Origin of the sequence: Mycolicibacterium chitae, assembly GCF_900637205.1 — a bacterium.
Lineage (GTDB): Bacteria > Actinomycetota > Actinomycetes > Mycobacteriales > Mycobacteriaceae > Mycobacterium > Mycobacterium chitae.
In genome coordinates this window covers 2,847,298-2,870,010 of sequence record NZ_LR134355.1, presented here as the reverse complement: position 1 = coordinate 2,870,010, position 22,713 = coordinate 2,847,298, and the positions used below count along the sequence as shown (strand labels likewise).

The following is a 22,713-nucleotide window of genomic DNA, read 5'->3' as shown; positions in this document are numbered from 1 at the left end:
ACTCAGCGAGGCGAACAGGGAAGTAACGACGTGCAGACACACGAGATCAGGAAGCGGTTCCTCGATCATTTCGTGCAGGCGGGCCACACCGAGGTGCCCAGCGCCTCGGTCCTACTCGACGATCCGAATCTCCTGTTCGTCAACGCCGGCATGGTGCAGTTCGTGCCGTACTTCCTCGGGCAGCGCACCCCGCCGTGGAACAAGGCCACCAGCGTCCAGAAGTGCATCCGCACGCCCGACATCGACGAGGTCGGCATCACCACCCGGCACAACACGTTCTTCCAGATGGCCGGGAACTTCTCCTTCGGCGACTACTTCAAGCAGGGCGCCATCGAACTGGCCTGGTCGCTGCTGACCAACCCGGTCTCGGACGGCGGATACGGCATGGATCCCGAGAAGCTCTGGGCCACCGTCTATTACGACGATGACGAGGCCGTCGAGCTGTGGCAGCGGGTCGCCGGCCTGCCGACCGAGCGGATCCAGCGTCGCGGGATGGCCGACAACTACTGGTCGATGGGCATCCCCGGCCCGTGCGGCCCGTCCTCGGAGATCTACTACGACCGCGGTCCGGAGTACGGCGTGGAGGGTGGCCCGGAGGCCAACGAGGACCGCTACATCGAGATCTGGAACCTCGTGTTCATGCAGAACGAGCGCGGCGAGGGCACCAGCAAGGACGACTACGAGATCCTCGGTCCGCTGCCGCGCAAGAACATCGACACCGGCATGGGCGTGGAGCGGGTCGCCTGCCTGTTGCAGGGGGTCGACAACGTCTACGAGACCGATCTGCTGCGTCCGGTGATCGACGTTGTCGCGGCCCGGGCGCCGCGCGGCTACGGCCGCGGCAGCCACGTCGACGACGTCCGGTACCGCATCATCGCCGACCACAGCCGCACCGCGGCCATCATCATCGGCGACGGCGTCACGCCCGGCAACGAGGGCCGCGGCTACGTGCTGCGCCGCCTGCTGCGGCGCATCATCCGCGCCGCCAAACTGCTCGGCGTCGACGACCCGATCATGGCCGAGTTGATGGTCACGGTGCGCGACGCGATGGGGCCCTCCTACCCCGAACTGGTCTCCGACTTCGACCGCATCCGGCGGATCGCGGTCGCCGAGGAGACCGCGTTCAATCGCACCCTGGTGGCCGGTTCGCGGCTGTTCGACGACGCCGCCGAATCGACGCGCAAGGCCGGCAAGACGGTGCTGTCCGGCACCGACGCCTTCACCCTGCACGACACCTACGGCTTCCCGATCGACCTGACCCTGGAGATGGCCGCCGAGGCCGGGCTGTCCGTCGACGAGCTGGGCTTCCGGGAGCTGATGTCCGAGCAGCGCCGCCGCGCCAAGGCCGACGCGGCCGCCCGCAAGCACGCGCACGCCGACCTGTCCGCCTACCGCGAGCTCGTCGACGCCGGGCCCACCGAGTTCACCGGCTTCGACGAGTTGACCTCCGAGGCAAAGATTCTCGGCATCTTCGTGGACGGCCGGCGGGTGCCCGTCGCCGCGCACCAGCCGCGCGTCGGCGGCGAGTCGGCGGCCCCGCAGCGCGTGGAGATCGTGGTGGACCGCACCCCGCTCTACGCCGAATCCGGCGGTCAGATCGCCGACGTCGGCAGCATCTCCGGCCACGGCGGGACCGCGCGCGCCGCGGTCACCGACGTGCAGAAGATCGCCCGCACCCTGTTCGTGCACAGCGTCAACGTCGAGTCGGGGGAGTTCGTCGAGGGTGACACGGTCTCCGTCGCCGTCGACCCGTCGTGGCGGCACGGGGCCACCCAGGGGCATTCGGGCACCCACATGGTGCACGCCGCGCTGCGGCAGGTGCTCGGGCCCAACGCCGTGCAGGCCGGCTCGTTGAACCGACCGGGCTACCTGCGCTTCGACTTCAACTGGCAGGGGGCGCTGACCGAAGAGCAGCGCGCCGAGATCGAACTGGTCACCAACGAGGCCGTCGAGGCCGACCACGAGGTGCACACGTTCCACACCGAGCTCGACAAGGCCAAGTCGATGGGGGCGATGGCCCTGTTCGGCGAGGCCTACCCCGACGAGGTTCGGGTGGTCGAGATCGGCGGCCCGTTCTCGCTGGAACTGTGCGGTGGCACCCACGTGCGCAGCTCCGCGCAGATCGGACCGGTGACCATCCTGGGCGAATCCTCGGTGGGCTCGGGGGTCCGCCGGGTGGAGGCCTACGTGGGCCTGGACTCGTTCAAGCATCTCGCCAAGGAGCGGGCGCTGCTGGCCGGCCTGGCGTCCTCGCTGAAGGTGCCCTCCGAGGAGGTCCCGGCGCGGGTGGGCCAGCTCGTCGACCGGCTCAAGGTCGCCGAGCGCGAGATCGAGCGGATGCGCCTGGCGACCGCGCGCGCCGCGGCGGCCAATGCGGCCGCCGGCGCCGAGGTCGTGGGTAAGGTGCGGCTCGTGGCACAGCGGATGTCGGCGGGGATGACGGCGGGCGACCTGCGCTCGCTGGTCGGCGACATCCGCGGCTCCCTGGGCACCGATCCGGCCGTGGTGGCCTTGATCGCCGAGGGCGACAACGCGAGCGTGCCCTACGTGGTGGCGGCCAACCCCGCCGCCGTCGACCTGGGGCTACGGGCCAACGATCTGGTGAAGACCTTGTCCGCCGCCGTCGACGGGCGTGGTGGCGGCAAGGTCGACCTGGCCCAGGGCTCCGGAAAGAACCCGGGCGGTATCGACGCCGCCCTCGATGCCCTGCGCGGCGAAGTAGCACGGACTTAGGTGAGTGGACCCCGACCTCAGCCGGCAACCGGACCGGCCTGGCGCTGACGACCCCGGCCGGGGACGTCGGCTCGGGGTCGACGTCGGCACCGTGCGCATCGGGGTGGCGGTCAGCGATCCCGACGGCATCCTGGCCACCCCGGTGGAGACCGTCGCCCGGGACAACCGCAGGTCCGCCCGGCACATCGGGCGGCTGGCCGCGCTGGCCGCCGAGTACGAGGTGGTCGAGGTGATCGTCGGGCTGCCGCGCACCCTGGCCGACCGCGCCGGAGCCTCGGCGGACGACGCGATCTCGGTGGCCGACGCCCTGGACCGGCGGCTGTCGGAAGTGCCGGTGCGGATGGCCGACGAGCGGCTGACCACGGTGTCGGCGCAGCGTTCGTTGCGCGAGGCCGGTGTGCGCGCCAAAGGGCAGCGCAACGTCGTCGACCAGGCCGCCGCGGTGGCGATCCTGCAGGGGTGGCTCGATCAGCGACGTACAGTACTGAACAATTTTCCCACCGAGAGGTCGCATGACTGAGGACACTGAACCCCAACGGGCCCAGCCGCTGGCCGTCGGTCCGCCGCGGCGACGCATGTCCCGGGCCGCGCGGGTGCGCGCCGAGCGGGATCGTCGCCGGCGGCGCCTGGTGACCGGCGTCGCGGTGGCGGTGCTGACCGTGGTCGCCGTCGGGGTGGTGTTCCTGGGCTCCAAGCTGTGGCACGGGATGACCGGCGGGCCAACCGACTTCACCGGTGAGGGCGTCGACGACGTCGTCATCGAGGTGCACGAGGGCGACTCGACCACGGCGGTCGGCCAGACGCTGGCCGACGCCAACGTGGTGGCGACCGCGAAGGTCTTCGTGGAGGCCGCCGCCAACAGCGACGCGATCGCCGCCATCCACCCCGGCTTCTACCGGGTCCGCACCGAGAGCCCGGCGGCGCTGGCGGTCAGCACGCTGGCCGACCCGGCGAACCGCGTCGGCAAGATGACCATCCCGGAGGGCCGTCAACTCGATGACACCACCGACGTGAAGACGCACGCGGTCACCGACGGGATCTTCACGCTGATCTCCAAGGCCAGCTGCGTCGAACTCAACGGTGCGCAGGAATGTGTGCCGGTCGAGGAACTGCAGGCCGCGGCCTCGGCCGCACCCGCCGCCGACCTGCGGATCCCGGACTGGGCCGCCGAGCGGGTCGCCGCGATGGGCGACGACCACCGCCGCATCGAGGGGCTGATCGCCGCCGGCACCTGGAACGTCAACCCGTCGGCCTCGGGAACCGAGATCTTGGCCAATCTGATCGACATCAGCACCAACCACTACACCCGCGACGGACTGCTCGACACGGCCGCGGCGATGAACATGTCCCCCTACGACATCCTCGTCGTCGGTTCGCTGGTGCAGAAGGAATCCACCGAGGAGGACTTCCCGAAGGTCGCCCGCGTCATCTACAACCGGCTCGCCGAACCGCAGCGCCTCGAGTTCGACTCGACGGTGAACTACTCGCTGGATCGCCAGGAGATCGCGACCACCGACGCCGACCGCGCCACCGTCACGCCGTGGAACACCTACGCCTCCGAGGGGCTGCCGGCGACGCCGATCGCCGCGCCGGGCCAGCCCGCGATCGAGGCCGCCATCCACCCGGCCGAGGGGGACTGGTTGTACTTCGTGACCATCGACATGTCCGGCACCACGCTGTTCACCCGGGATTATCAGCAGCACCTCGCGAGCATCGAGATAGCCCGGCGCAACGGTGTCCTCGACAGTGCCCGCTGACGCCTCGCTGACCGGGTCGCCCCCGCGCCGCGCCGCGGTGCTGGGTTCGCCGATCTCGCATTCCCGTTCGCCCCAGCTGCACCTGGCCGCCTACCGTGCCCTGGGCCTGACCGACTGGACCTACGAGCGCATCGAGTGCACGGCGGCCCAATTGCCGGTGCTGGTCGGCGGATTCGGCCCGGAGTGGGTGGGGGTCTCGGTGACCATGCCCGGCAAGTTCGCCGCGCTGCGGTTCGCTGACGAGCACACCGAACGCGCGGCGCTGGTGGGCTCCGCGAACACGCTGGTGCGTACCGAAACCGGCTGGCGCGCCGACAACACCGACGTCGACGGCGTCGTGGGGGCGCTGGAACCGGTGCTGACGGCGCCGGGTGGACGCGCGATCCTGCTGGGCTCGGGCGGCACCGCCCCGGCCGTGGTGGTGGCGCTGGCCCGGCTGGGCATGGCGGAGGCCGTGGTCGCCGCGCGCAACGCCGAGCGGGCCGACGAGTTGCTGAGGTTGGCCGACCGGGTGGGCGTGGCGGCGCGGCACTGCCCGCTGACCGACGAGGCGCTGGCGGCCGAGACCGAGGGCGCCGCGGTGGCCGTCAGCACGCTGCCCGCCGAGGTCGCCGCGGAACGCGCGGGTGCGCTGGCCGCGGTGCCGGTGCTGCTCGACGCGCTCTACGACCCGTGGCCCACCCCGCTGGCCGCGGCCGTCGAGGCCGCCGGCGGCACCGTGGTCAGCGGTCTGCAGATGCTGCTGCACCAGGCCTACGCCCAGGTGGAGCAGTTCACCGGCCGCCCCGCGCCGCGCGCGCAGATGGCCGCCGCACTCGGCTAGTCGCGGCTGTCCACAGGTTCGGGTCCGGCTGCACCCGGACCACCCGCGGTCGGCGTTAGCGTGCGGAGGTGCCCTACCTGCTGGCCGGCGCAACGCTGCTGTGGCTGACCGCGCTCACGGTCTACGACCTGGCGCAGCGTCGGCTGCCCAACGCGCTCACCCTGCCCGGGGCATTGGCGGTCGTCGCGGTCGCGGCGGTGTGCGGCGCCGGGGCGGCGGCGCTGACCGGCGGGCTCGCCCTGGCGGCGGGTTACCTCCTCGTGCATCTGGTGGCCCCGACCGGGCTCGGCGCGGGCGATGTGAAACTGGCGCTCGGGGTGGGGGCGCTGACCGGGGCCTTCGGGGTCGACGCGTGGGCGCTGGCGGCCTGCGCGGCCCCGCTGCTGACCGCGGGCTGGGCCCTGCTCGGTCGGCGCCGGGTGGTGCCGCACGGCCCGGCGATGTGTGCGGCCAGCGCGGTCGCGGTGGCCCTGGCCTGACGCGATTACGTCTGCGGGCGCCCACATGGGAAGATGGGACGCGTGTTGCGATGGACCACTGCCGGTGAATCCCACGGCCGCGCGTTGGTGGCCGTGGTGGAGGGCATGGTCGCCGGTGTGCGCGTCACCTCCGCCGATATCGGCGCCCAACTGGCGCGCCGCCGCCTCGGCTACGGCCGCGGCGCCCGAATGAAATTCGAGCAAGATCAGGTGACCGTCCTGGCGGGCGTGCGCCACGGGGTCACCCTGGGCGGCCCGGTCGCCATCGAGATCGGCAACACCGAGTGGCCGAAGTGGGAAACCGTCATGGCGGCCGATCCCGTCGACGAGGAGGCGCTGGCCGACGGGGCGCGCAACGCGCCGCTGACCCGCCCGCGGCCTGGGCACGCCGACTACGCCGGCATGCTCAAGTACGGCTTCGACGACGCCCGACCCGTGCTGGAACGCGCCAGCGCCCGCGAGACCGCGGCCCGGGTGGCCGCCGGCACCGTGGCGCGCGAATTCCTGCGCCAGGCCCTCGGCGTCGAGGTGCTCTCGCACGTCATCTCGATCGGCGACTCGCAGCCGTACGACGGGCCCCCGCCCCAGGCCGACGACCTGGCGGCCATCGACGCCAGCGCGGTGCGGGCCTTCGACGCCGACGCCGAACAGTCCATGATCGCCGAGATCGAGGCGGCCAAGCGGGACGGCGACACCCTCGGCGGGGTCGTCGAGGTGGTGGCGCTCGGCCTGCCGATCGGGCTGGGCTCGTTCACCAGCGGGGACAACCGGCTCGACAGCCAACTCGCGGCCGCGGTGATGGGCATCCAGGCCATCAAGGGCGTCGAGATCGGCGACGGATTCACCACCGCGCGGCGGCGCGGTAGCCAGGCGCACGACGAGATGTACCCGGGCCCCGACGGCGTGGTGCGCAGCACCAACCGCGCGGGCGGCCTCGAGGGCGGCATGACCAACGGTCAGCCGCTGCGGGTGCGCGCGGCGATGAAACCGATCTCCACCGTCCCGCGCGCCCTGGCGACCGTGGACATGGCCACCGGTGAGGAGGCCGTCGCCATCCACCAGCGCTCCGATGTCTGCGCGGTCCCGGCCGCCGGCGTGGTCGCCGAGACGATGGTGGCGCTGGTGCTCGCGCGCGCGGTGCTGGCGAAGTTCGGCGGGGACTCGCTGACCGAGACCCGCCGCAACATCGAGTCTTATCTGCGGGCGGTGGCCGAACACGAACCGAGCGGCGCATCCACGGCTGTCTCGGGATAGGCGTGCAGGCGATGGCTCCCAAAGCGGTACTGGTCGGAATGCCGGGATCGGGGAAGTCCACGATCGGCCGTCGATTGGCCAAGGCCACCGGATCGGCCTTCCTGGATACCGACGCCCAGATCGTCGAGGTCGCGGGCCGGCCGATCGCCGACATCTTCGCCACCGACGGCGAGGCCGAATTCCGCCGCATCGAGGAAGAGGTCATCAAGACCGCGCTCGCCGAGCACGACGGCATCCTCTCGCTCGGCGGCGGCGCGATCACCAGCCCCGGGGTCCGCGACGCGCTGGCCGGCCACACCGTGGTGTACCTGGAAATCAGTGCCGCGGAAGGGGTTCGGCGCACCACCAGCGGCACGGTGCGCCCGCTGCTGGCCGGCGGGGACCCGGCCGAGAAGTTCCGCAAGCTGATGACCGAACGGGTCCCGCTGTATCGCCGGGTCGCGACCATGCGGGTGAACACCAACCGGCGCAACCCCGGCGCGGTGGTCCGCTACCTGGCCGGGCGCCTGGAGAATCCGCAACAGGCCGCACCCACCAAGCCCGCCAGGCCCACGCGCAGGCGCCGGCGCGCACCCTGGCGGCAGTCGGGCGGCGCGCAACCGGCGCCGGCCGCCGAACCCCGGCAGGAACCCAGCACCACATCCGATCCGAAGTCCGATCCCAAGGCCGATCCGAAACCCAGTCCACCCACCCCGGCGACCCCGGCCGCGCTGGCCGCCCGCCGCAGCGAGGTTCGTAAATGAGCGACAGCAGCAACGCCCCCGTCACGATCAACGTCGCGGTCGATCCGCCCTACCCGGTGATCATCGGCACCGGTCTGCTCGGCGAACTCGGCGAACAACTCGAGGGCGCCCGTCGGGTCGCCATCATGCATCAGCCGGTGCTCACCCAGACCGCCGAGGCCATCCGAAGCTTCCTGGCCGACAAGGGATTCGACGCGCACCGCATCGAGATCCCCGACGCCGAGGCCGGCAAGGACCTGCCCGTCGTAGGATTCGTGTGGGAGGTGCTGGGCCGCATCGGCATCGACCGCAAGGACGCGGTGGTCAGCCTCGGCGGCGGCGCGGCCACCGACGTGGCCGGCTTCGTCGCGGCCACCTGGCTGCGCGGCGTGTCGATCGTGCACGTCCCCACCACGCTGCTCGGCATGGTCGACGCCGCGGTGGGCGGCAAGACCGGGATCAACACCGATGCGGGTAAGAACCTCGTCGGCGCGTTCCACCAACCGCGGGCCGTGCTGGTCGATCTGGCGACCCTGCAAACGCTGCCCCGCAACGAACTGGTCGCCGGTATGGCCGAGATCGTGAAGGCCGGATTCATCGCCGACCCGACGATCCTGGACCTCATCGAGGCCGACCCGGAGGCCGCCCTCGACCCGTCGGGCACGGTGCTGCCGGAGCTGATCCGCCGCTCGATCGCGGTGAAGGCCGAGGTGGTCGCCGCCGACGAGAAGGAGTCGGCGCTGCGCGAAATCCTCAACTACGGACACACTTTGGCGCACGCCATCGAACGCCGCGAGCGGTACCGCTGGCGGCACGGCGCGGCGGTCTCGGTGGGGCTGGTGTACGCCGCCGAACTCGGTCGGCTGGCCGGCCGGCTCGACGACGACACCGCCAACCGGCACCGCACGGTCCTGGCCGCGCTGGGCCTTCCGGTCAGCTACGACGCCGATGCGTTCGGCCAGTTGCTCGAATACATGGCCGGGGACAAGAAGAATCGCGCCGGCGTGCTGCGCTTCGTCGTCCTCGACGGCCTGGCCAAGCCCGGTCGGCTCGAGGGCCCGGATCCGGCGCTGCTGGCCGCCGCCTACTCGGAGGTCGCCGCCGGCGAGTGAGCCCCGCCGCGGCTCACTGGTCGCGGCGCTGCTGCTCGTCGGCCGGGTCCCGCTCGGCCAGCGCCACCGACGAACTCTGCTGCTCGGGATACTCCTGGGCGCCCGCGGTGTGTTCGTCGTCGCGGACGGCGGCGAACACGTCGGTGTCGGCGCGCTCCTCGTCCCAGTCCGATTCCCGGCGGCGCTCCAGCGGCGGCGCCTTGCGGTCCACCAGCCAGCGGCCCACGGCCGCCGCCGTGATCGCCGGCAGGAACACCAGCAGCGCGGTGAACGCCGCGAAGGTGGTCAGCTCGTTGATCAGCCCACCGACGTAGAGCGCCGGGTAGACCAGCGAGATCACCCAGCACACCAGACCGGAGAGCAGACCCGCGACCAGGCCGGCCAGCAGCCACGTCATCGCCAGGTCGTTGCGGCGGTCGGGGTCCGGGTTGGCCCGGGCATCCGAGCGGCCGTCGAGCAGACCCCACAGCACGGCGAGAACCCCGAAGATCGCCAGCAGGACGACGCTGATCAACAGCGCTTGGGTTTCGAACTGATTGATCAGCGTCCCCTGGACGAGGCGGACAACGATCATCAGGCCCGCGAACACCAGTCCGCGCAACAACCACTTGCTCATGGGGGAACAGCGTAGCGAGTACCGTCGGCATGCGTGACACATTCCCAGCGCCGTGCCAACCTGTGTGCTCGCTTACAGTCCGCGTCGTTGGACGCGATGCTGGTCAGTGACCTGAACAACGTGCGATACCTGTCCGGGTTCACCGGCTCCAACGGCGCGTTGCTGGTTTTCGCCGATGACCGACCGGCGGTGTTGGCCACCGACGGCCGGTACCGGACGCAGGCCGGCCGGCAGGCGCCCGACGTCGAGGTCGTCATCGAGCGCGCCTGCAATCTGACGCTGAGCACCCGGGCCGCCGAGGCGGGTGTGGGCGCCCTGGGCTTCGAGGGGCACGTGCTGACGTTCGATGCCCACCACGCGTTGACCGGCGCGCTGGCCGAGCACCCGAACACCGGCCTGGTGCGGGCCTCGGGCACTGTGGAGGAGTTGCGGGAGGTCAAGGACGCCGGTGAGGTGGCGCTGCTGCGGTTGGCCTGCGAGGCCGCCGACGCCGCGCTGGCCGACCTGATCGAGCGCGGCGGGATCCGACCCGGGCGCACCGAGAAGCAGGTCCGCAACGACCTCGAGGCGTTGATGCTCTCCCGCGGCGCCGACGGCGCCTCCTTCGAGACCATCGTCGCGGCCGGCGCCAACTCGGCGGTCCCGCACCACCGGCCCACCGACGCGGTGCTCGCCGCCGGGGACTTCGTCAAGATCGACTTCGGGGCCCTGGTCGGCGGGTACCACTCCGACATGACCCGCACGTTCGTGCTGGGACAACCCGCGGATTGGCAGCGCGAGATCTACGACCTGGTGGCGGCCGCCCAGCGGGCCGGCCGCGAGGCCCTGGCGCCCGGTGTGGCACTGTGCGAGGTGGACGCCGCCGCGCGCTCGGTGATCGCCGACGCCGGCTACGGCGACACCTTCAGCCACGGCCTGGGACACGGCGTCGGACTGCAGATCCACGAAGCGCCCGGAATCAACGCCAAGGCCGCCGGTACACTGCTTGCTGGCTCCGCGGTCACCGTGGAACCCGGCGTTTACTTGCCCGATCGGGGCGGAGTCCGCATCGAGGACACGCTCGTCGTCGGCAACAGCCCCGAACTGCTTACCCGGTTCCCCAAGGAACTACAGATCCTCTAAAAGGAGCACCACCGTGGCATCGACTGCCGACTTCAAGAACGGCCTCGTCCTCAAGATCGACGGCCAGCTGTGGCAGATCATCGAGTTCCAGCACGTCAAGCCCGGCAAGGGCCCCGCCTTCGTCCGGACCAAACTCAAGAACGTGGTCTCCGGCAAGACGGTCGACAAGACCTACAACGCCGGGGTCAAGGTGGAGACCGCCACCGTCGACCGGCGCGACGCCACCTACCTCTACCGCGACGGCGCCGACTTCGTCTTCATGGACTCCGAGGACTACGAGCAGCACCAGTTGCCGGACGCCATGGTCGGTGACGCCGCCGACTTCCTGCTGGAGAGCATGCCCGTGCAGATCGCCTTCCACGACAGCGTCCCGCTGTACCTGGAGATGCCGGTGTCGGTCGAGCTCGAGGTCACCCACACCGAGCCCGGTCTGCAGGGCGACCGCTCCAGCGCGGGCACCAAGCCCGCCACCGTAGAGACCGGTGCCGAGATCCAGGTGCCGCTGTTCATCAACACCGGCGACCGGCTCAAGGTCGACACCCGCGACGGAAGTTACCTGGGTCGCGTGAATGGCTGACGGCAAGCAGAAGGTCCGGCAGGGCCGACACCAGGCCCGAAAGCGGGCCGTGGATCTGCTGTTCGAGGCCGAGGCCCGCGAGCTGACGCCCGCCGAGGTGGCCGATCAGCGCGCCGAACTGGCCCGCCGCAAGCCCGAGATCGACCCGCCGGCGCCCTACACCGACACGGTGGCCCGCGGGGTCACCGAGCACGCCGCCCACATCGACGACCTGATCAGTTCGCACCTGCAGGGCTGGACGCTGATGCGGCTGCCCGCGGTGGACCGCGCGATCCTGCGGGTGGCCGTCTGGGAACTGCTGCACGCCGACGACGTGCCGGAACCGGTCGCCGTCGACGAGGCTGTCGAGTTGGCGAAGGAACTGTCCACCGATGATTCGCCGGGCTTCGTCAACGGCGTGCTCGGACAGGTGATGTTGGTCACCCCGCAGATCCGCGCCGCCGCCGAGGCGGTGCGGGCGATCGGTCTCGACACCGACCAGCCCTGACGGGCGCGTGAAGATCCTCTGCACGGTCGTGCAGGCCTGCTGAACGTCACTGGCCGGCCGGCGGACCGGGCGGGCATCCTGGAGGCCATGTTGCCCGTCCTGGACCTCGCCACCGCCGACGACGACCCGGCGGGCTTTCGCACCGCGCTGCGCGAGGCCGCCCACCGCTTCGGGTTCTTCTACCTGACCGGCCACGGCATCGCCGAGTCGCAGATCACCGAGATCCTGTCGTTGACTCGGCGCTTCTTCGCGCTGCCGGCGGCGGCCAAGGATGAGATCAGCCAGCTGAAAAGCCCGCAGTTCCGGGGCTACTCGCGGTTGGGTGGTGAACTGACCAACGGTCAGGTGGACTGGCGCGAGCAGATCGACATCGGTCCCGAGCGTCCCGTCCTCCCCGACGCGCGGGGGTACTGGCGGCTGCAGGGGCCCAACCTGTGGCCGTCGGCGCTGCCCGAACTGCGGCCGGCGTTCGAACGCTGGAGCGCCGCGTTGTCGGCGGTGGGCCTGCGGCTGCTGCGGCACTGGGCGGTGTCGCTGGGTGCGGCGGCGGACCTGTTCGACGCCGCCTTCGCCGAACGTCCGGCCACCCTGATCAAGGTGGTGCGCTACCCGGGCACCACAACCATCAGGCAAGGCGTTGGTGCGCACAAGGATTCCGGTGTGCTGACGCTGTTGCTGCTCGAACCCGACTCGACCGGCCTACAGGTTGCGCTGCGTGCCGACGAATGGGTCGACGTTCCGCCGCTGCCGGGCGCGTTCGTGGTCAACATCGGCGAGCTGCTCGAGGTCGCTACCGCCGGGTATCTGCGTGCCACCTCGCACCGGGTGCTGGCCCCGGCGCCCGGCACCGACCGGGTGTCCATCCCGTTCTTCCTGAACCCGGCGCTGGATGCGCAGGTGCCGCTGATCGACCTGCCGGCCGAGTTGGCCGCCGCGGCCAAGGGCGTCGAGGTGGACCCGGCCAATCCGATCTTCAACACCTACGGCGAGAACGCCTGGAAGTCCCGGACCCGGGCCCACCCGGACGTCGCCGCGCTGCACCACGGCCTCGAGCCGGCCTCGAGCTGACCGGATTTCCCTCGCCCTGAGCGCAAACCTGGCCGGGCGTCGGGGGGCCTGCATACGGTGACCCGGTGTTCGACGCACGCAGGCTGGTGGTGTTCCGCGCGGTGGTGCGCGCCGGGTCGCTCAGTGCCGCCGCGGCCACGCTGAACTACACCACTTCGGCCGTCTCGCAGCAGATCGCCGCGCTCGAGCGCGAACTCGGCGTCATCCTGCTGGTGCGGGGCCATGCCGGGGCGCGCCCGACGACGGCGGGAGAACGGTTGTACGACAGCGCCGCCGAGATCCTGGCCGCCATCGAACGGGCCGAACGCCGGCTCGACTCCCCAGATACGCCCGAACTACTGCGCGTGGCCTCCTTCGCCAGTGCCGCGGCGACCATCCTGCCCACGGCGCTGGCCGAGTTGCGCAGCGCCGAACCGCGGCTGCGGCCGGCGCTGGTGGCCGCCGATCCCGACGACGGCGTCGCGCTGCTGTCCGCCGGCGACGTCGAGGCCGCGGTCATCACCGAGGTGCCGGGGGAGCGAACCGCCTACCCCGAGGTCGTGAGCTCACCGATCTACGACGACGAATTCCTGCTGGTCCTGCCGCCGCGACACCGGCTGGCCGGCCACGCCGAGATCCCGCTGACCGCGCTGGCCGCCGAGGATTGGGTGGTCAGCTCCGCGACCGGGGTGTGTCCGGACGCGCGGGTCTTCCAGAATGCCTGCCGCAGCGTGGGATTCACCCCGAGGGTGGCGTTCCACTCCGAGGACTACCCGACGCTGCAGGGTCTGGTGGCCGCCGATCTCGGGGTGTCGCTGGTGCCGTCCCTGGCCGCCGCGCACGTGCGGCCCAACGTCGCGATCCGGCGGGTGGCGGGGATGCGCCCGGTGCGCCGCATCGCCCTGGCCACCCAGCATCGCCCCGAGGCGGGCACGGTGCTCGGCGCGCTGCTGTCCTCGGCGCAGGCCGTCGGCACCCGGCTGGCCAACGACAGCGCCTACAGAGTTTCTGAACGCCCCTTCAGCGTCGCTTGATCGACCTTCGGCCGGACCCGACCGCGTCCTAGCGTGGGGCGCACATCACCGCTTCCCGAGGAGTCCACCGTCGTGACAATCACTGCGAACCAACCTGTTTCGCTGTACACCGTCGACACCCCCGCGCAGGCGATCCGCATAGCGCAGGATCTGGCCGCCGGGATCGCCGAGGGTGCTGTGCACCGCGAACTCGACGGGGTACGGCCCACCGACGCCCTGGCTGCCGCGCGACGCTTCGGCGATCGTGGCACTGGCCAACGGCCTGTCCCGGCACATCGGGCGCCGCATCGACGCGATCCAGGCCGCGACGGTGGCGGCCTGGACCCGCCGCGCGCACTGGCGGCCGTTGGCGGAGTTGGCGTTGGAACCCGAGACCGAGGTCTATCTCGGTCTGCTGCACACCGACGACGGCGCGGCCGGGGCCGCCGCGCGCGCCGAACTGGCCGCGGAATTCCTCCCGGACTTCGGCATCTCGACCGAATGCGGCCTGGGCCGGCACTCCGGCGAACAACTCGAGGCCGTGCTGACCGGCTGGAACGCCTACGCCCAGGAGCGGCAGCCGGCGCTCAGCGCGTAGCCGGCCGCCGGAAGGAGGGACGGACCCGCGGCGACGTCTTCTCCAATAATCTGCTCGTGACGTTTTCGTCCGTCATGACGGATCATGGAGGAACTCGCTTGTGGACGGCCAGAGCTGCAACGGTCTGCGGATCATGTGGTACATCAACGGTGCCGATGGTGATGTGCCCTGGCAGCGTGAGCGCCGTGTGCCGCCCTCGCTTTCCCACCTGCGGACGTTGGCCGCGGCGCTGGATCAGCTCGGCTACTTCGGTGCACTGAGCACCGCCCGCGAAACCATCGCGCTGGTCGGTGATACCGAACGGCTGCGCTTCATGATCCCGGAGTACCCCGGGGTCAAACCGCCGGCGCTGCTTGCCGAGGAGGCCCAGGTCTTCGATCACTATTCGGGCGGCCGGCTCATCTACAACCAGGTCAACGGCGCCGATCCCGTGCTGGCCCGGTACGGCCGTTTCGAATCCAAGGCGCAGCGCTACGCCGTGTCCGAGGAGTACTGGCCCTTGGTCCGGCAGCTCTACCTCGACGATACGAGCGCGGTTGACGGCGAGTATTTCCAGCTCGGCCCCCGGTACAAGCCCGCGATCGCGGGCCCGCGGCAGCGCGGCGGGGTGCCGGTGTGGGGCACCGGGGCTTCGCCGGAGGGCATCGCACACGCCGCCGAGGTGCTCGACGTCTACCTGAGTTTCCTCGCCGAACCGGCGCTGCTGGCCGGCACGTTCGGGGCGATGCGGACCGCCGCGGCGGCCAAAGGTCGCAGTATCCCCGCCGGGGTCCTGGCGAGCGTGATCGTGCGCGACACCGACGATGCGGCCTGGTCGCACTTCGAATGGCAACTTTCCCACACCGACCCGGCCGAGATGGCCCGGTTGGCCGATCGGAACCTGCGCTCGTTCGGGTTCGGCCCGTTGTCGGAGATGACCAGTGCCGACCCGCAAGTGCAGGATCGGATCGACGCCTTGCGGGCGGGGCGCATCCCCAGTCGTGAGGCGCTGGAATTCGCACCCGGTCTGGCCGCCGGACTGACGACGTGGACATCGGGAGAGCCGCCGTTCGACATCGCCGGCAAGGGCTCCGGCAACTATCTGGTCGGCAGCCCGGAAACGGTGGCCAAGCAGATCACCGAGTTGTCGGCGGAACTGGATATCGACACCTGGATTCTGTCCGGTTGGCCGTTGGCGGCCGAGGCGGAACGGTTCGCCCAGCAGGTGATGCCGCTGCTCGACATTCGTCCCTACGAGCCGCCGCAACTGGTTTCGGCGTCGACGGGCTGAGCGCCACCCGCGTCACCGTTCCATACCTAAAGGTATGGTAGCGTCCGGACATGACACCGATCGACGACGCGTTCGTCGCCGCCCTGGCCGAGCGCGCCGCCGAGGCCGAGGAGCTGCGGCGGCTGCCCGCGGCCACCATCGCCGACTTCCGCGCCGGTGGGCTGGCCTCGCTGCTGCTGCCGGCCCGCTACGGCGGCCGGCAGGCCGACTTCCCGGCAATCCTCGACCCCATCCGCGCCATGGCCCACGGATGTGCTTCCAGCGCATGGACATTGGGCTTCTACATCCTGCACAACTGGATGCTGGCCCTGTTCGACGAGCGGGCCCAGGACGAGGTCTTCGCCGACGGCCCGGTGCTGTGCCCGGCGCCGCTGGCCCCGACCGGCCGCGGGATCCCCGTCGACGGCGGGGTGCGGCTGACGGGCCGGTGGTCCTGGGCCACCGGGGTGATGGACGCCGACTGGATCATGGTGGGTGCGCTGTGCGGACCCGACACCGAGATCTACCCGGCGCTGGCGTTGCTGCCGATCTCCGAGGTGGAGGTCCTCGACGTCTGGCAGACCGCCGGGATGCGCGCGACCGGTTCCAACGACGTCGTCGTCACCGACGTCGTGGTCCCCGAGCACCGGCTGGCCAAGGTGGTCGACGTCTACGGCGGCACCGCACCGGGGGCGGCCCTGCACGACGCGAGCACCTACCGGTGGCCGCTGGTGCCCGCGCTGGCGCTGGTGGCCGCGATGCCCGCGCTCGGCTCGGCCGAGGCCGTGACCGACCAGTTCGCCCAGCGGCTCTCCGAGCGGGTGCTGGCCTATTCCGGTGTGGCGCAGAAGGATCAGCCGTCGGCGCAGATCCGGCTGGGCAGTGCCCGGGTCCGGCTGGCCGCACTGCGGGCCCTGCTGGACCAGACCGTCGCCGGCATCGAGACGGCGATGAGCGCCGGCGCGACGGTGCCGCGCCCGCACCGGGCGTCGGCCCGGCTGGCGGCCGCGCACATCGTGCACGAATCCCGCGCGATCATCGCCGATCTGCTCGCGGCCTCGGGGGCCAGCGTCCAGTTCCTGTCCAGTCCGCTGCAGCGCGCCAAGCGCGACGTCGACGTCATCTGCGGACACGTGGTGTTCGACTACGACGTGAGCCGGGAGTTGGCCGGGGCCTGCGAGGTCGGTGCGAAGGTGTCGCCGTTCGCGATGATCTGAGCGGCTACAGATCCAGCGCCGCATAGGTGCGGCGCACGAAGCGCGGTTGCGCGGTGCGCAGCGAGGCCAGCGAGGTGTTCCCGGCGATCGCTGCGGCCGCGTCGGGGGACAGGTCCGGCGCGTTCTGGATCAGATAGATCAGGATCAGATCCGCCGTCGGGTCGGCCTGCCACCACGTGCCGTAGGCGCCGGGCCAGGTGAACGAGCCCACCCCACCGGGGCCGAACAGCGGTGCCGACTTCGCCGCGTCGGTCACCACCGACAGGTTCAGGCCGAAGCCGCGGCCCACCCAGTACGGCATGCCCAGGAAGGGAATCCGCTTCTGCGCCTCGGTCAGTCGGTCCGTGCGCATCAGCCGGGCCGACTCCTCGGACAGCACCCGGGTGCCGTCGAGCGACCCGCCGGCCAGCAGCATCCGGGCAAACCGCAGGTAGTCGTCGACCGTCGACCACAGTCCGGCGCCGCCCTGGCAGAACGGCGGTGCGGCGATCGGGGCCGGACCCATGACGTTGTGCTGCAACGTGTTCTGGGCGTCCAGCCGATACATGGTGGCGGCGCGGCGCCGGGATTCCGGGGTGAGGAAGAAGCCGGTGTCGGTCATCTGCAGCGGCGCGAAGATGCGCTCGGACAGCACCTCGTGCAGCGGCTTGCCCTCGATCCGGGACACCACGATGCCCAGCACGTCGGTGGCGTGGCTGTAGGTCAGCTGCGCGCCGGGCTGATGCACCAGCGGCAGCTGCGCCAGCTCCGCGAGCCAGCGGTCCTGGTCCTGGCGCATCGGCAGCCGCGCGTAGGCCCGGGCCAGCGGACCCGGGATGGAGAACTGGTAGGCCAGCCCGCTGCGGTGGGTCATCAGATCGTCGACGGTGATCGGCCGCTGGGCCGGCACGGTCTGCTCGAGGGCGCCCCGCGGGTCGGCCAGCACCCGCATCTCGGCGAACTCGGGCAGCCAGCGCGTCACCGGATCGGTCAGGGCCAGCCGGCCGTCGTCGACCAGCGCCATGGCCGCGGCGACCGTCACCGGCTTGGTCATCGAGGCGATGCGGAAGACCGTGTCCCGCTGCATCGGCAGGCCGGCCTCGATGTCGCGGTAGCCGATCTCGTTGACCTGGCGGACCGCGCCGCCCTGCCACACCATGGTCACCGCGCCGGACAGCAGGCCGGCGTCGCAGGCCTCGCGGATGGAGGCGGCGTTCCCGTCGAGTTTCATCGTCGTCAGCGTAGGTCAGTCCATCGGGCGACCACCGGCGATGGGGTGTTCGCCGCGCGCGGCTGCTAAGCTGCCCGGCAGTTCGACATCCTTTAACGACCCGTCCAGAGAGGCGGAGAAGGAGGTCAGGTTCCTCCGTGGGCGCCAAAAGCGGCTCTGACGACACCGACCGGGAGCTGATGTCCGCAGCGGACGTCAGCCGCACCATTTCCCGTATCGCCCATCAGATCATCGAGAAGACCGCGCTGGACGGCGCCGATGCGCCCCGCGTGGTGCTGCTCGGCATCCCCACCCGCGGCGTGGAACTGGCCCGCCGGCTGGCCCGCAACATCGGCGAGTTCTCCGGTGTGGACGTGGCGCACGGCGCCCTGGACATCACGCTGTACCGCGACGACCTGAACACCAAACCGCCGCGCCCGCTGGAGGACACCTCGATCCCGACCGGCGGCATCGACGGCGCCCTGGTGATCCTGGTCGACGACGTGCTGTACTCCGGCCGCTCGGTGCGCTCGGCGCTGGACGCCCTGCGTGACATCGGCCGCCCCCGCGCCGTGCAGCTGGCGGTGCTCGTCGACCGCGGCCACCGCGAGTTGCCCATCCGCGCGGACTACGTCGGCAAGAACGTGCCCACCTCGCGCAGCGAGAACGTCAAGGTCCGGCTCGCCGAACCGGACGGCTACGACAGCGTCCGGATCGCCCCGCATGGAGGTCCCGCCCGGTGCAACACCTGCTGAACGCGGCCGATCTGAGCCGCGATGAGGCGACGGCCATTCTCGACGACGCCGACCGGTTCGCCGCGGCGCTGCTGGGCCGCGAGGTCAAGAAGCTCCCGACGCTGCGCGGCCGCACCGTGATCACCATGTTCTACGAGAACTCCACCCGCACCCGGGTGTCGTTCGAGGTCGCCGGCAAGTGGATGAGCGCCGACGTCATCAACGTCAGTTCCTCGGGATCCTCGGTGGGCAAGGGGGAATCGCTGCGCGACACCGCGCTGACGCTGCGCGCGGCCGGCGCCGACGCCCTGATCATCCGGCACCCCGCCTCCGGGGCCGCCCAGCAGCTCGCGCACTGGACCCGGCCGCTCGACCCGGCCGAGTCGGGGCCGGCGGTCATCAACGCCGGCGACGGCACCCACGAACACCCGACCCAGGCGCTGCTCGACGCGCTGACGCTGCGCCAGCGGCTCGGCGAGATCGCCGGCCGACGCGTGGTGATCGTCGGCGACGTTCTGCACAGCCGGGTGGCGCGCTCCAACGTCACGCTGCTGGCCACGCTCGGCGCCGAGGTGATCCTCGTCGCCCCGCCGACGCTGCTGCCCGTCGGGGTCGACGCGTGGCCGGTCACGGTCTCCCACGATCTGGACGCCGAACTGCCGGCCGCCGACGCGGTGTTGATGTTGCGGGTGCAGGCCGAGCGGATGAACGGCGGCTTCTTCCCGTCGCCGCGGGAGTACTCGGTGCTCTACGGGCTCTCCGAGCGCCGGCAGGCGCTGTTGCCCGAGCATGCGGCGGTGCTGCATCCGGGCCCGATGCTGCGCGGCATGGAGATCGCCTCCTCGGTCGCGGACTCGTCGCAATCGGCGGTGCTGCAACAGGTTTCCAATGGTGTGCACGTGCGGATGGCGGTGCTGTTCCATCTGCTGGTCGGGGCGGACCGCTCCGACGAGGTGGCCGCGGACGCGGGAGGTGTCAAATGAGCGTGCTGATCGCCGGGGTACGGCGCTACGGACAGGGTGATCCGGTCGACGTCGTCATCGAGGACGGGCAGATCGCCGAGATCGTGGCCGCGGGCACCGCCGAGACCACCGGGCGCACCGTGATCGAGGCGGCCGGTCAGATCCTGCTGCCCGGCTTCGTCGATCTGCACACCCACCTGCGCGAGCCGGGGCGCGAGGACACCGAGACCATCGAAACCGGTTCGGCCGCAGCCGCTCTCGGTGGATACACCGCGGTCTTCGCGATGGCCAACACCACGCCGGTGGCCGATTCGCCGGTGGTCACCGACCACGTCTGGCACCGCGGCCAGCAGGTGGGCCTGGTCGACGTGCACCCGGTCGGGGCCGTCACGGTGGGCCTCGAAGGCACCCAGCTGACCGAGATGGCCATGATGGCGGGCGGCGCCGCGCAGGTCCGGATGTTCTCCGACGACGGCCACTGCGTGCACGACCCGCTGGTGATGCGCCGCGCGCTGGAATACGCCAAGGGCCTCGGTGTGCTGATCGCCCAGCACGCCGAGGAGCCGCGCCTGACCGTCGGCGCCGTCGCCCACGAGGGTCCCACCGCGGCGCGGCTGGGCCTGACCGGCTGGCCGCGCGCCGCCGAGGAGTCCATCGTCGCCCGCGACGCCATCCTGGCCCGTGACGCCGACACCCGCGTGCACATCTGCCACGCCTCGACCGCCGGCACCGTGGAAATCCTGAAATGGGCCAAGGCGCAGGGTATCTCGATCACCGCCGAGGTCACCCCGCACCATCTGCTGCTCGACGACAGCCGGCTGACCGGCTACGACGGGGTCAACCGGGTGAACCCGCCGCTGCGCGAGGCCTCCGACGCCGTCGCCCTGCGCCAGGCGCTGGCCGACGGCGTGATCGACTGCGTGGCCACCGATCATGCGCCGCACGCCGAACACGAGAAGTGCTGTGAGTTCTCCCAGGCCCGCCCCGGCATGCTCGGCCTGCAGACCGCGCTGTCGGTGATTGTCGAGACCATGGTCAACCCGGGCCTGTTGGACTGGCGCGGCGTGGCGAAGGTGATGAGCGAGAACCCGGCCCGCATCGCCGGGCTGCCGGATCACGGCCGTCCGCTCGAGGTGGGGGAGCCGGCCAACCTGACGGTGATCGACCCGGACACCAGCTGGACGGTGTCGGGGCCCGGGCTGGCCAGCCGGTCGGCCAATACGCCGTTCGAGTCGATGACGCTGCCGGCCACGGTGACCGCGACGCTGCTGCGCGGCAAGGTCACCGCGCGGGACGGGGCGCCCGGCTCGTGAACACCCCGACCCTGATGGGTTCCCTGGTCTTCGCCGCGGTGGTCGCGGTGCTCATCGCCTTCCTCATCCACCTGGTGCTGCGGGGCTGGCGCCGACGCGCCGAGCGTCAGTTGGCGCTGATCGGGCAGCTGCCCGCGCTGCCGGACACCGTGGGACCCGCCCTGATCCCCGGCATCAAAGGCCTCTACGTCGGCAGCACGCTGGCGCCCAGCTGGCAGGACCGGATCGCCGTGGGCGACTGGGGTTATCGCTCCAAGGCCGTCATCACCCGCTACCCGGAGGGCGTGATGTTGCAACGCAGCGGCGCCACCCCGATCTGGATTCCCGACGAGGCGATCACCGCGATCCGGACCGAGCGGGGGATCGCGGGCAAGGCCCTGACCCACGAGGGGATCCTGGCGATCCGCTGGCGGCTGCCCTCGGGGACCGAGATCGACACCGGCTTCCGCGCGGACGACCGGCGACAATACAGCCAGTGGGTGTCCGACGGCACTGACGATTCATCCAACGGAGCGGAGGTCGTGTGAACGACGCAAGCAGCGATACCCGGGCCGTGCTGGTCCTCGAGGACGGCCGGGTCTTCACCGGCACGTCCTTCGGCGCGGTCGGGCACACCCTGGGCGAGGCGGTGTTCTCCACCGGGATGTCCGGCTACCAGGAGACGCTGACCGATCCCAGCTACCACCGCCAGATCGTGGTCGCGACCGCGCCGCAGATCGGCAACACCGGGTGGAACGGCGAGGACAGCGAGAGCCGCGGCGACAAGATCTGGGTGGCCGGCTACGCCGTGCGCGACCCCTCGCCGCGCCCGTCCAACTGGCGGGCCACCGGCTCGCTCGACGACGAACTGATCCGCCAGGGCGTGGTCGGCATCGCCGGGATCGACACCCGGGCCGTGGTGCGCCACCTGCGTAGCCGCGGATCGATGAAGGCCGGCATCTTCTCCGGCGCCGAGGCCGCCGCCCCGGCCGCCGAACTGCTCGAGCGGGTCAACGCCCAGCCGTCGATGCTCGGCGCCGATCTGGCCGGCGAGGTCAGCACCGACGTGCGCTATGCCGTGGAACCCGCGGGCGCACATCGGTTCACCGTCGCCGCGATCGACCTCGGCATCAAGACCAACACCCCGCGCATCTTTGCCGGCCGCGGCGTGCGCAGCGAGGTGGTGCCGTCGTCGACGACGTTCGCCGAGATCGCCGACCTCGAACCGGACGGGCTGTTCCTGTCCAACGGGCCCGGCGACCCGGCCGCCGCCGACCACGTGGTGGCGGTGGTCCGCGAGGCCCTCGGGGCCAACATCCCGGTGTTCGGCATCTGCTTCGGCAACCAGCTGCTCGGGCGCGCGCTGGGCCGCTCCACGTACAAGATGACCTTCGGGCACCGCGGGATCAACGTCCCGGTGATCGACCACACCACGGGCCGGGTGGCGATCACCGCGCAGAACCACGGCTTCGCCCTCGAGGGGGAGGCCGGCGAGCGGTTCGACACCCCGTTCGGCCCCGCGGTGGTCAGCCACACCTGCGCCAACGACGGTGTGGTCGAGGGCATTCGGCTGCTCAGCGGGCGGGCCTTCTCGGTGCAGTACCACCCCGAGGCCGCGGCCGGCCCGCACGACGCGGAGAACCTGTTCGACCAGTTCATCGCCGTCATGGCCGGAGAGGACCTCTCGTGAGCGGGCGAGTCCCCGGCCGACACGCCGACCATCTGACCGG

The 22,713-nt window shown here is 71.3% G+C and carries 22 protein-coding genes and 1 pseudogene; 21 read left to right on the top strand and 2 right to left on the bottom strand.

The window, feature by feature from the left end; genetic code table 11:
• Positions 1 to 30 precede the first annotated feature (30 nt).
• The 8 genes from alaS (at position 31) to aroB (ending at position 8,880) form a co-directional block, all read left to right on the top strand.
• Entirely contained in the window at positions 31 to 2,733 is a 2,703-nt protein-coding gene (gene alaS, locus EL338_RS13500) for an alanine--tRNA ligase (RefSeq protein WP_126334216.1), read from the top strand.
• 4 nt (positions 2,734 to 2,737) lie between these two features.
• Complete coding sequence (gene ruvX / locus EL338_RS13495) at positions 2,738 to 3,253, top strand: Holliday junction resolvase RuvX (protein ID WP_126334215.1); 516 nt, start codon at positions 2,738 to 2,740, stop codon at positions 3,251 to 3,253.
• Complete coding sequence (locus tag EL338_RS13490) at positions 3,246 to 4,490, top strand: endolytic transglycosylase MltG (protein WP_126334214.1); 1,245 nt, start codon at positions 3,246 to 3,248, stop codon at positions 4,488 to 4,490. Before ruvX ends, EL338_RS13490 begins: the two co-directional genes overlap by 8 nt.
• Positions 4,468 to 5,313, top strand: coding sequence for a shikimate dehydrogenase (locus EL338_RS13485; protein WP_435404905.1), 846 nt, complete (start codon positions 4,468 to 4,470; stop codon positions 5,311 to 5,313). Before EL338_RS13490 ends, EL338_RS13485 begins: the two co-directional genes overlap by 23 nt.
• A gap of 68 nt (positions 5,314 to 5,381) precedes the next feature.
• Positions 5,382 to 5,792 (top strand): prepilin peptidase, encoded by a 411-nt coding sequence (locus tag EL338_RS13480; RefSeq protein ID WP_126334213.1) that lies wholly within the window; start codon positions 5,382 to 5,384, stop codon positions 5,790 to 5,792.
• 42 nt (positions 5,793 to 5,834) lie between these two features.
• Entirely contained in the window at positions 5,835 to 7,046 is a 1,212-nt protein-coding gene (aroC, locus tag EL338_RS13475; protein ID WP_126334212.1) for a chorismate synthase, read from the top strand.
• 11 nt (positions 7,047 to 7,057) lie between these two features.
• Positions 7,058 to 7,789, top strand: coding sequence for a shikimate kinase (locus tag EL338_RS13470; RefSeq protein WP_126334211.1), 732 nt, complete (start codon positions 7,058 to 7,060; stop codon positions 7,787 to 7,789).
• Positions 7,786 to 8,880 (top strand): 3-dehydroquinate synthase, encoded by a 1,095-nt coding sequence (gene aroB / locus EL338_RS13465; protein ID WP_126334210.1) that lies wholly within the window; start codon positions 7,786 to 7,788, stop codon positions 8,878 to 8,880. Before EL338_RS13470 ends, aroB begins: the two co-directional genes overlap by 4 nt.
• Positions 8,881 to 8,893: 13 nt before the next feature.
• Here aroB and EL338_RS13460 read toward each other — a convergent pair whose 3' ends face one another.
• Complete coding sequence (locus tag EL338_RS13460; RefSeq protein WP_126334209.1) at positions 8,894 to 9,496, bottom strand: B-4DMT family transporter; 603 nt, start codon at positions 9,494 to 9,496, stop codon at positions 8,894 to 8,896.
• 33 nt (positions 9,497 to 9,529) lie between these two features.
• Between EL338_RS13460 and EL338_RS13455 the strand changes: the two genes are divergently transcribed.
• The 8 genes and pseudogenes from EL338_RS13455 to EL338_RS13420 all read left to right on the top strand — a co-directional run bounded on the left by EL338_RS13455 (position 9,530) and on the right by EL338_RS13420 (position 16,806).
• Positions 9,530 to 10,618, top strand: a complete 1,089-nt coding sequence (locus EL338_RS13455) for a M24 family metallopeptidase (protein WP_126334208.1) — start codon at positions 9,530 to 9,532, stop codon at positions 10,616 to 10,618.
• A 13-nt stretch (positions 10,619 to 10,631) separates the two neighbouring features.
• A complete protein-coding gene (efp, locus tag EL338_RS13450; RefSeq protein WP_126334207.1) occupies positions 10,632 to 11,195 on the top strand; it encodes an elongation factor P in 564 nt (187 codons plus the stop codon).
• Positions 11,188 to 11,682: a transcription antitermination factor NusB gene (nusB, locus tag EL338_RS13445; RefSeq protein ID WP_126334206.1), complete on the top strand. Its 495-nt coding sequence runs from the start codon at positions 11,188 to 11,190 to the stop codon at positions 11,680 to 11,682. The genes efp and nusB overlap by 8 nt, the downstream gene beginning before the upstream one ends.
• Positions 11,683 to 11,769: 87 nt before the next feature.
• Complete coding sequence (locus tag EL338_RS13440) at positions 11,770 to 12,750, top strand: isopenicillin N synthase family dioxygenase (protein WP_126334205.1); 981 nt, start codon at positions 11,770 to 11,772, stop codon at positions 12,748 to 12,750.
• 65 nt (positions 12,751 to 12,815) lie between these two features.
• Positions 12,816 to 13,763 carry a LysR family transcriptional regulator gene (locus EL338_RS13435; protein ID WP_126334204.1) on the top strand — a complete coding sequence of 316 codons (948 nt, stop codon included), beginning with the start codon at positions 12,816 to 12,818 and terminating at the stop codon, positions 13,761 to 13,763.
• Positions 13,764 to 13,983: 220 nt separating this feature from the next.
• Positions 13,984 to 14,340: pseudogene (locus EL338_RS13430) on the top strand (hypothetical protein); the annotation flags it as partial.
• 133 nt (positions 14,341 to 14,473) lie between these two features.
• Positions 14,474 to 15,610 (top strand): LLM class flavin-dependent oxidoreductase, encoded by a 1,137-nt coding sequence (locus EL338_RS13425; RefSeq protein WP_126336851.1) that lies wholly within the window; start codon positions 14,474 to 14,476, stop codon positions 15,608 to 15,610.
• 50 nt (positions 15,611 to 15,660) lie between these two features.
• Entirely contained in the window at positions 15,661 to 16,806 is a 1,146-nt protein-coding gene (locus EL338_RS13420; RefSeq protein ID WP_126334203.1) for an acyl-CoA dehydrogenase family protein, read from the top strand.
• A gap of 4 nt (positions 16,807 to 16,810) precedes the next feature.
• Here the strand turns inward: EL338_RS13420 and EL338_RS13415 are convergent, their stop codons facing one another.
• Entirely contained in the window at positions 16,811 to 18,016 is a 1,206-nt protein-coding gene (locus EL338_RS13415; RefSeq protein ID WP_126334202.1) for a serine hydrolase domain-containing protein, read from the bottom strand.
• A 179-nt stretch (positions 18,017 to 18,195) separates the two neighbouring features.
• Here EL338_RS13415 and pyrR point away from each other — a divergent pair, with 179 nt between their 5' ends.
• Genes pyrR through carA form a run of 5 tightly spaced genes read left to right on the top strand, consistent with a single transcriptional unit; the run spans position 18,196 to position 22,673 of the window.
• On the top strand, positions 18,196 to 18,750 hold the full coding sequence (gene pyrR, locus EL338_RS13410; protein ID WP_235666520.1) for a bifunctional pyr operon transcriptional regulator/uracil phosphoribosyltransferase PyrR: 555 nt from the start codon (positions 18,196 to 18,198) through the stop codon (positions 18,748 to 18,750).
• Positions 18,735 to 19,712 carry an aspartate carbamoyltransferase catalytic subunit gene (locus EL338_RS13405; protein ID WP_126334200.1) on the top strand — a complete coding sequence of 326 codons (978 nt, stop codon included), beginning with the start codon at positions 18,735 to 18,737 and terminating at the stop codon, positions 19,710 to 19,712. The genes pyrR and EL338_RS13405 overlap by 16 nt, the downstream gene beginning before the upstream one ends.
• Positions 19,709 to 21,004, top strand: a complete 1,296-nt coding sequence (locus EL338_RS13400; RefSeq protein WP_126334199.1) for a dihydroorotase — start codon at positions 19,709 to 19,711, stop codon at positions 21,002 to 21,004. Before EL338_RS13405 ends, EL338_RS13400 begins: the two co-directional genes overlap by 4 nt.
• A complete protein-coding gene (locus tag EL338_RS13395) occupies positions 21,001 to 21,531 on the top strand; it encodes a PH-like domain-containing protein (RefSeq protein ID WP_126334198.1) in 531 nt (176 codons plus the stop codon). Before EL338_RS13400 ends, EL338_RS13395 begins: the two co-directional genes overlap by 4 nt.
• Entirely contained in the window at positions 21,528 to 22,673 is a 1,146-nt protein-coding gene (gene carA, locus EL338_RS13390) for a glutamine-hydrolyzing carbamoyl-phosphate synthase small subunit (RefSeq protein ID WP_235666138.1), read from the top strand. The genes EL338_RS13395 and carA overlap by 4 nt, the downstream gene beginning before the upstream one ends.
• Positions 22,674 to 22,713: the final 40 nt, after the last annotated feature.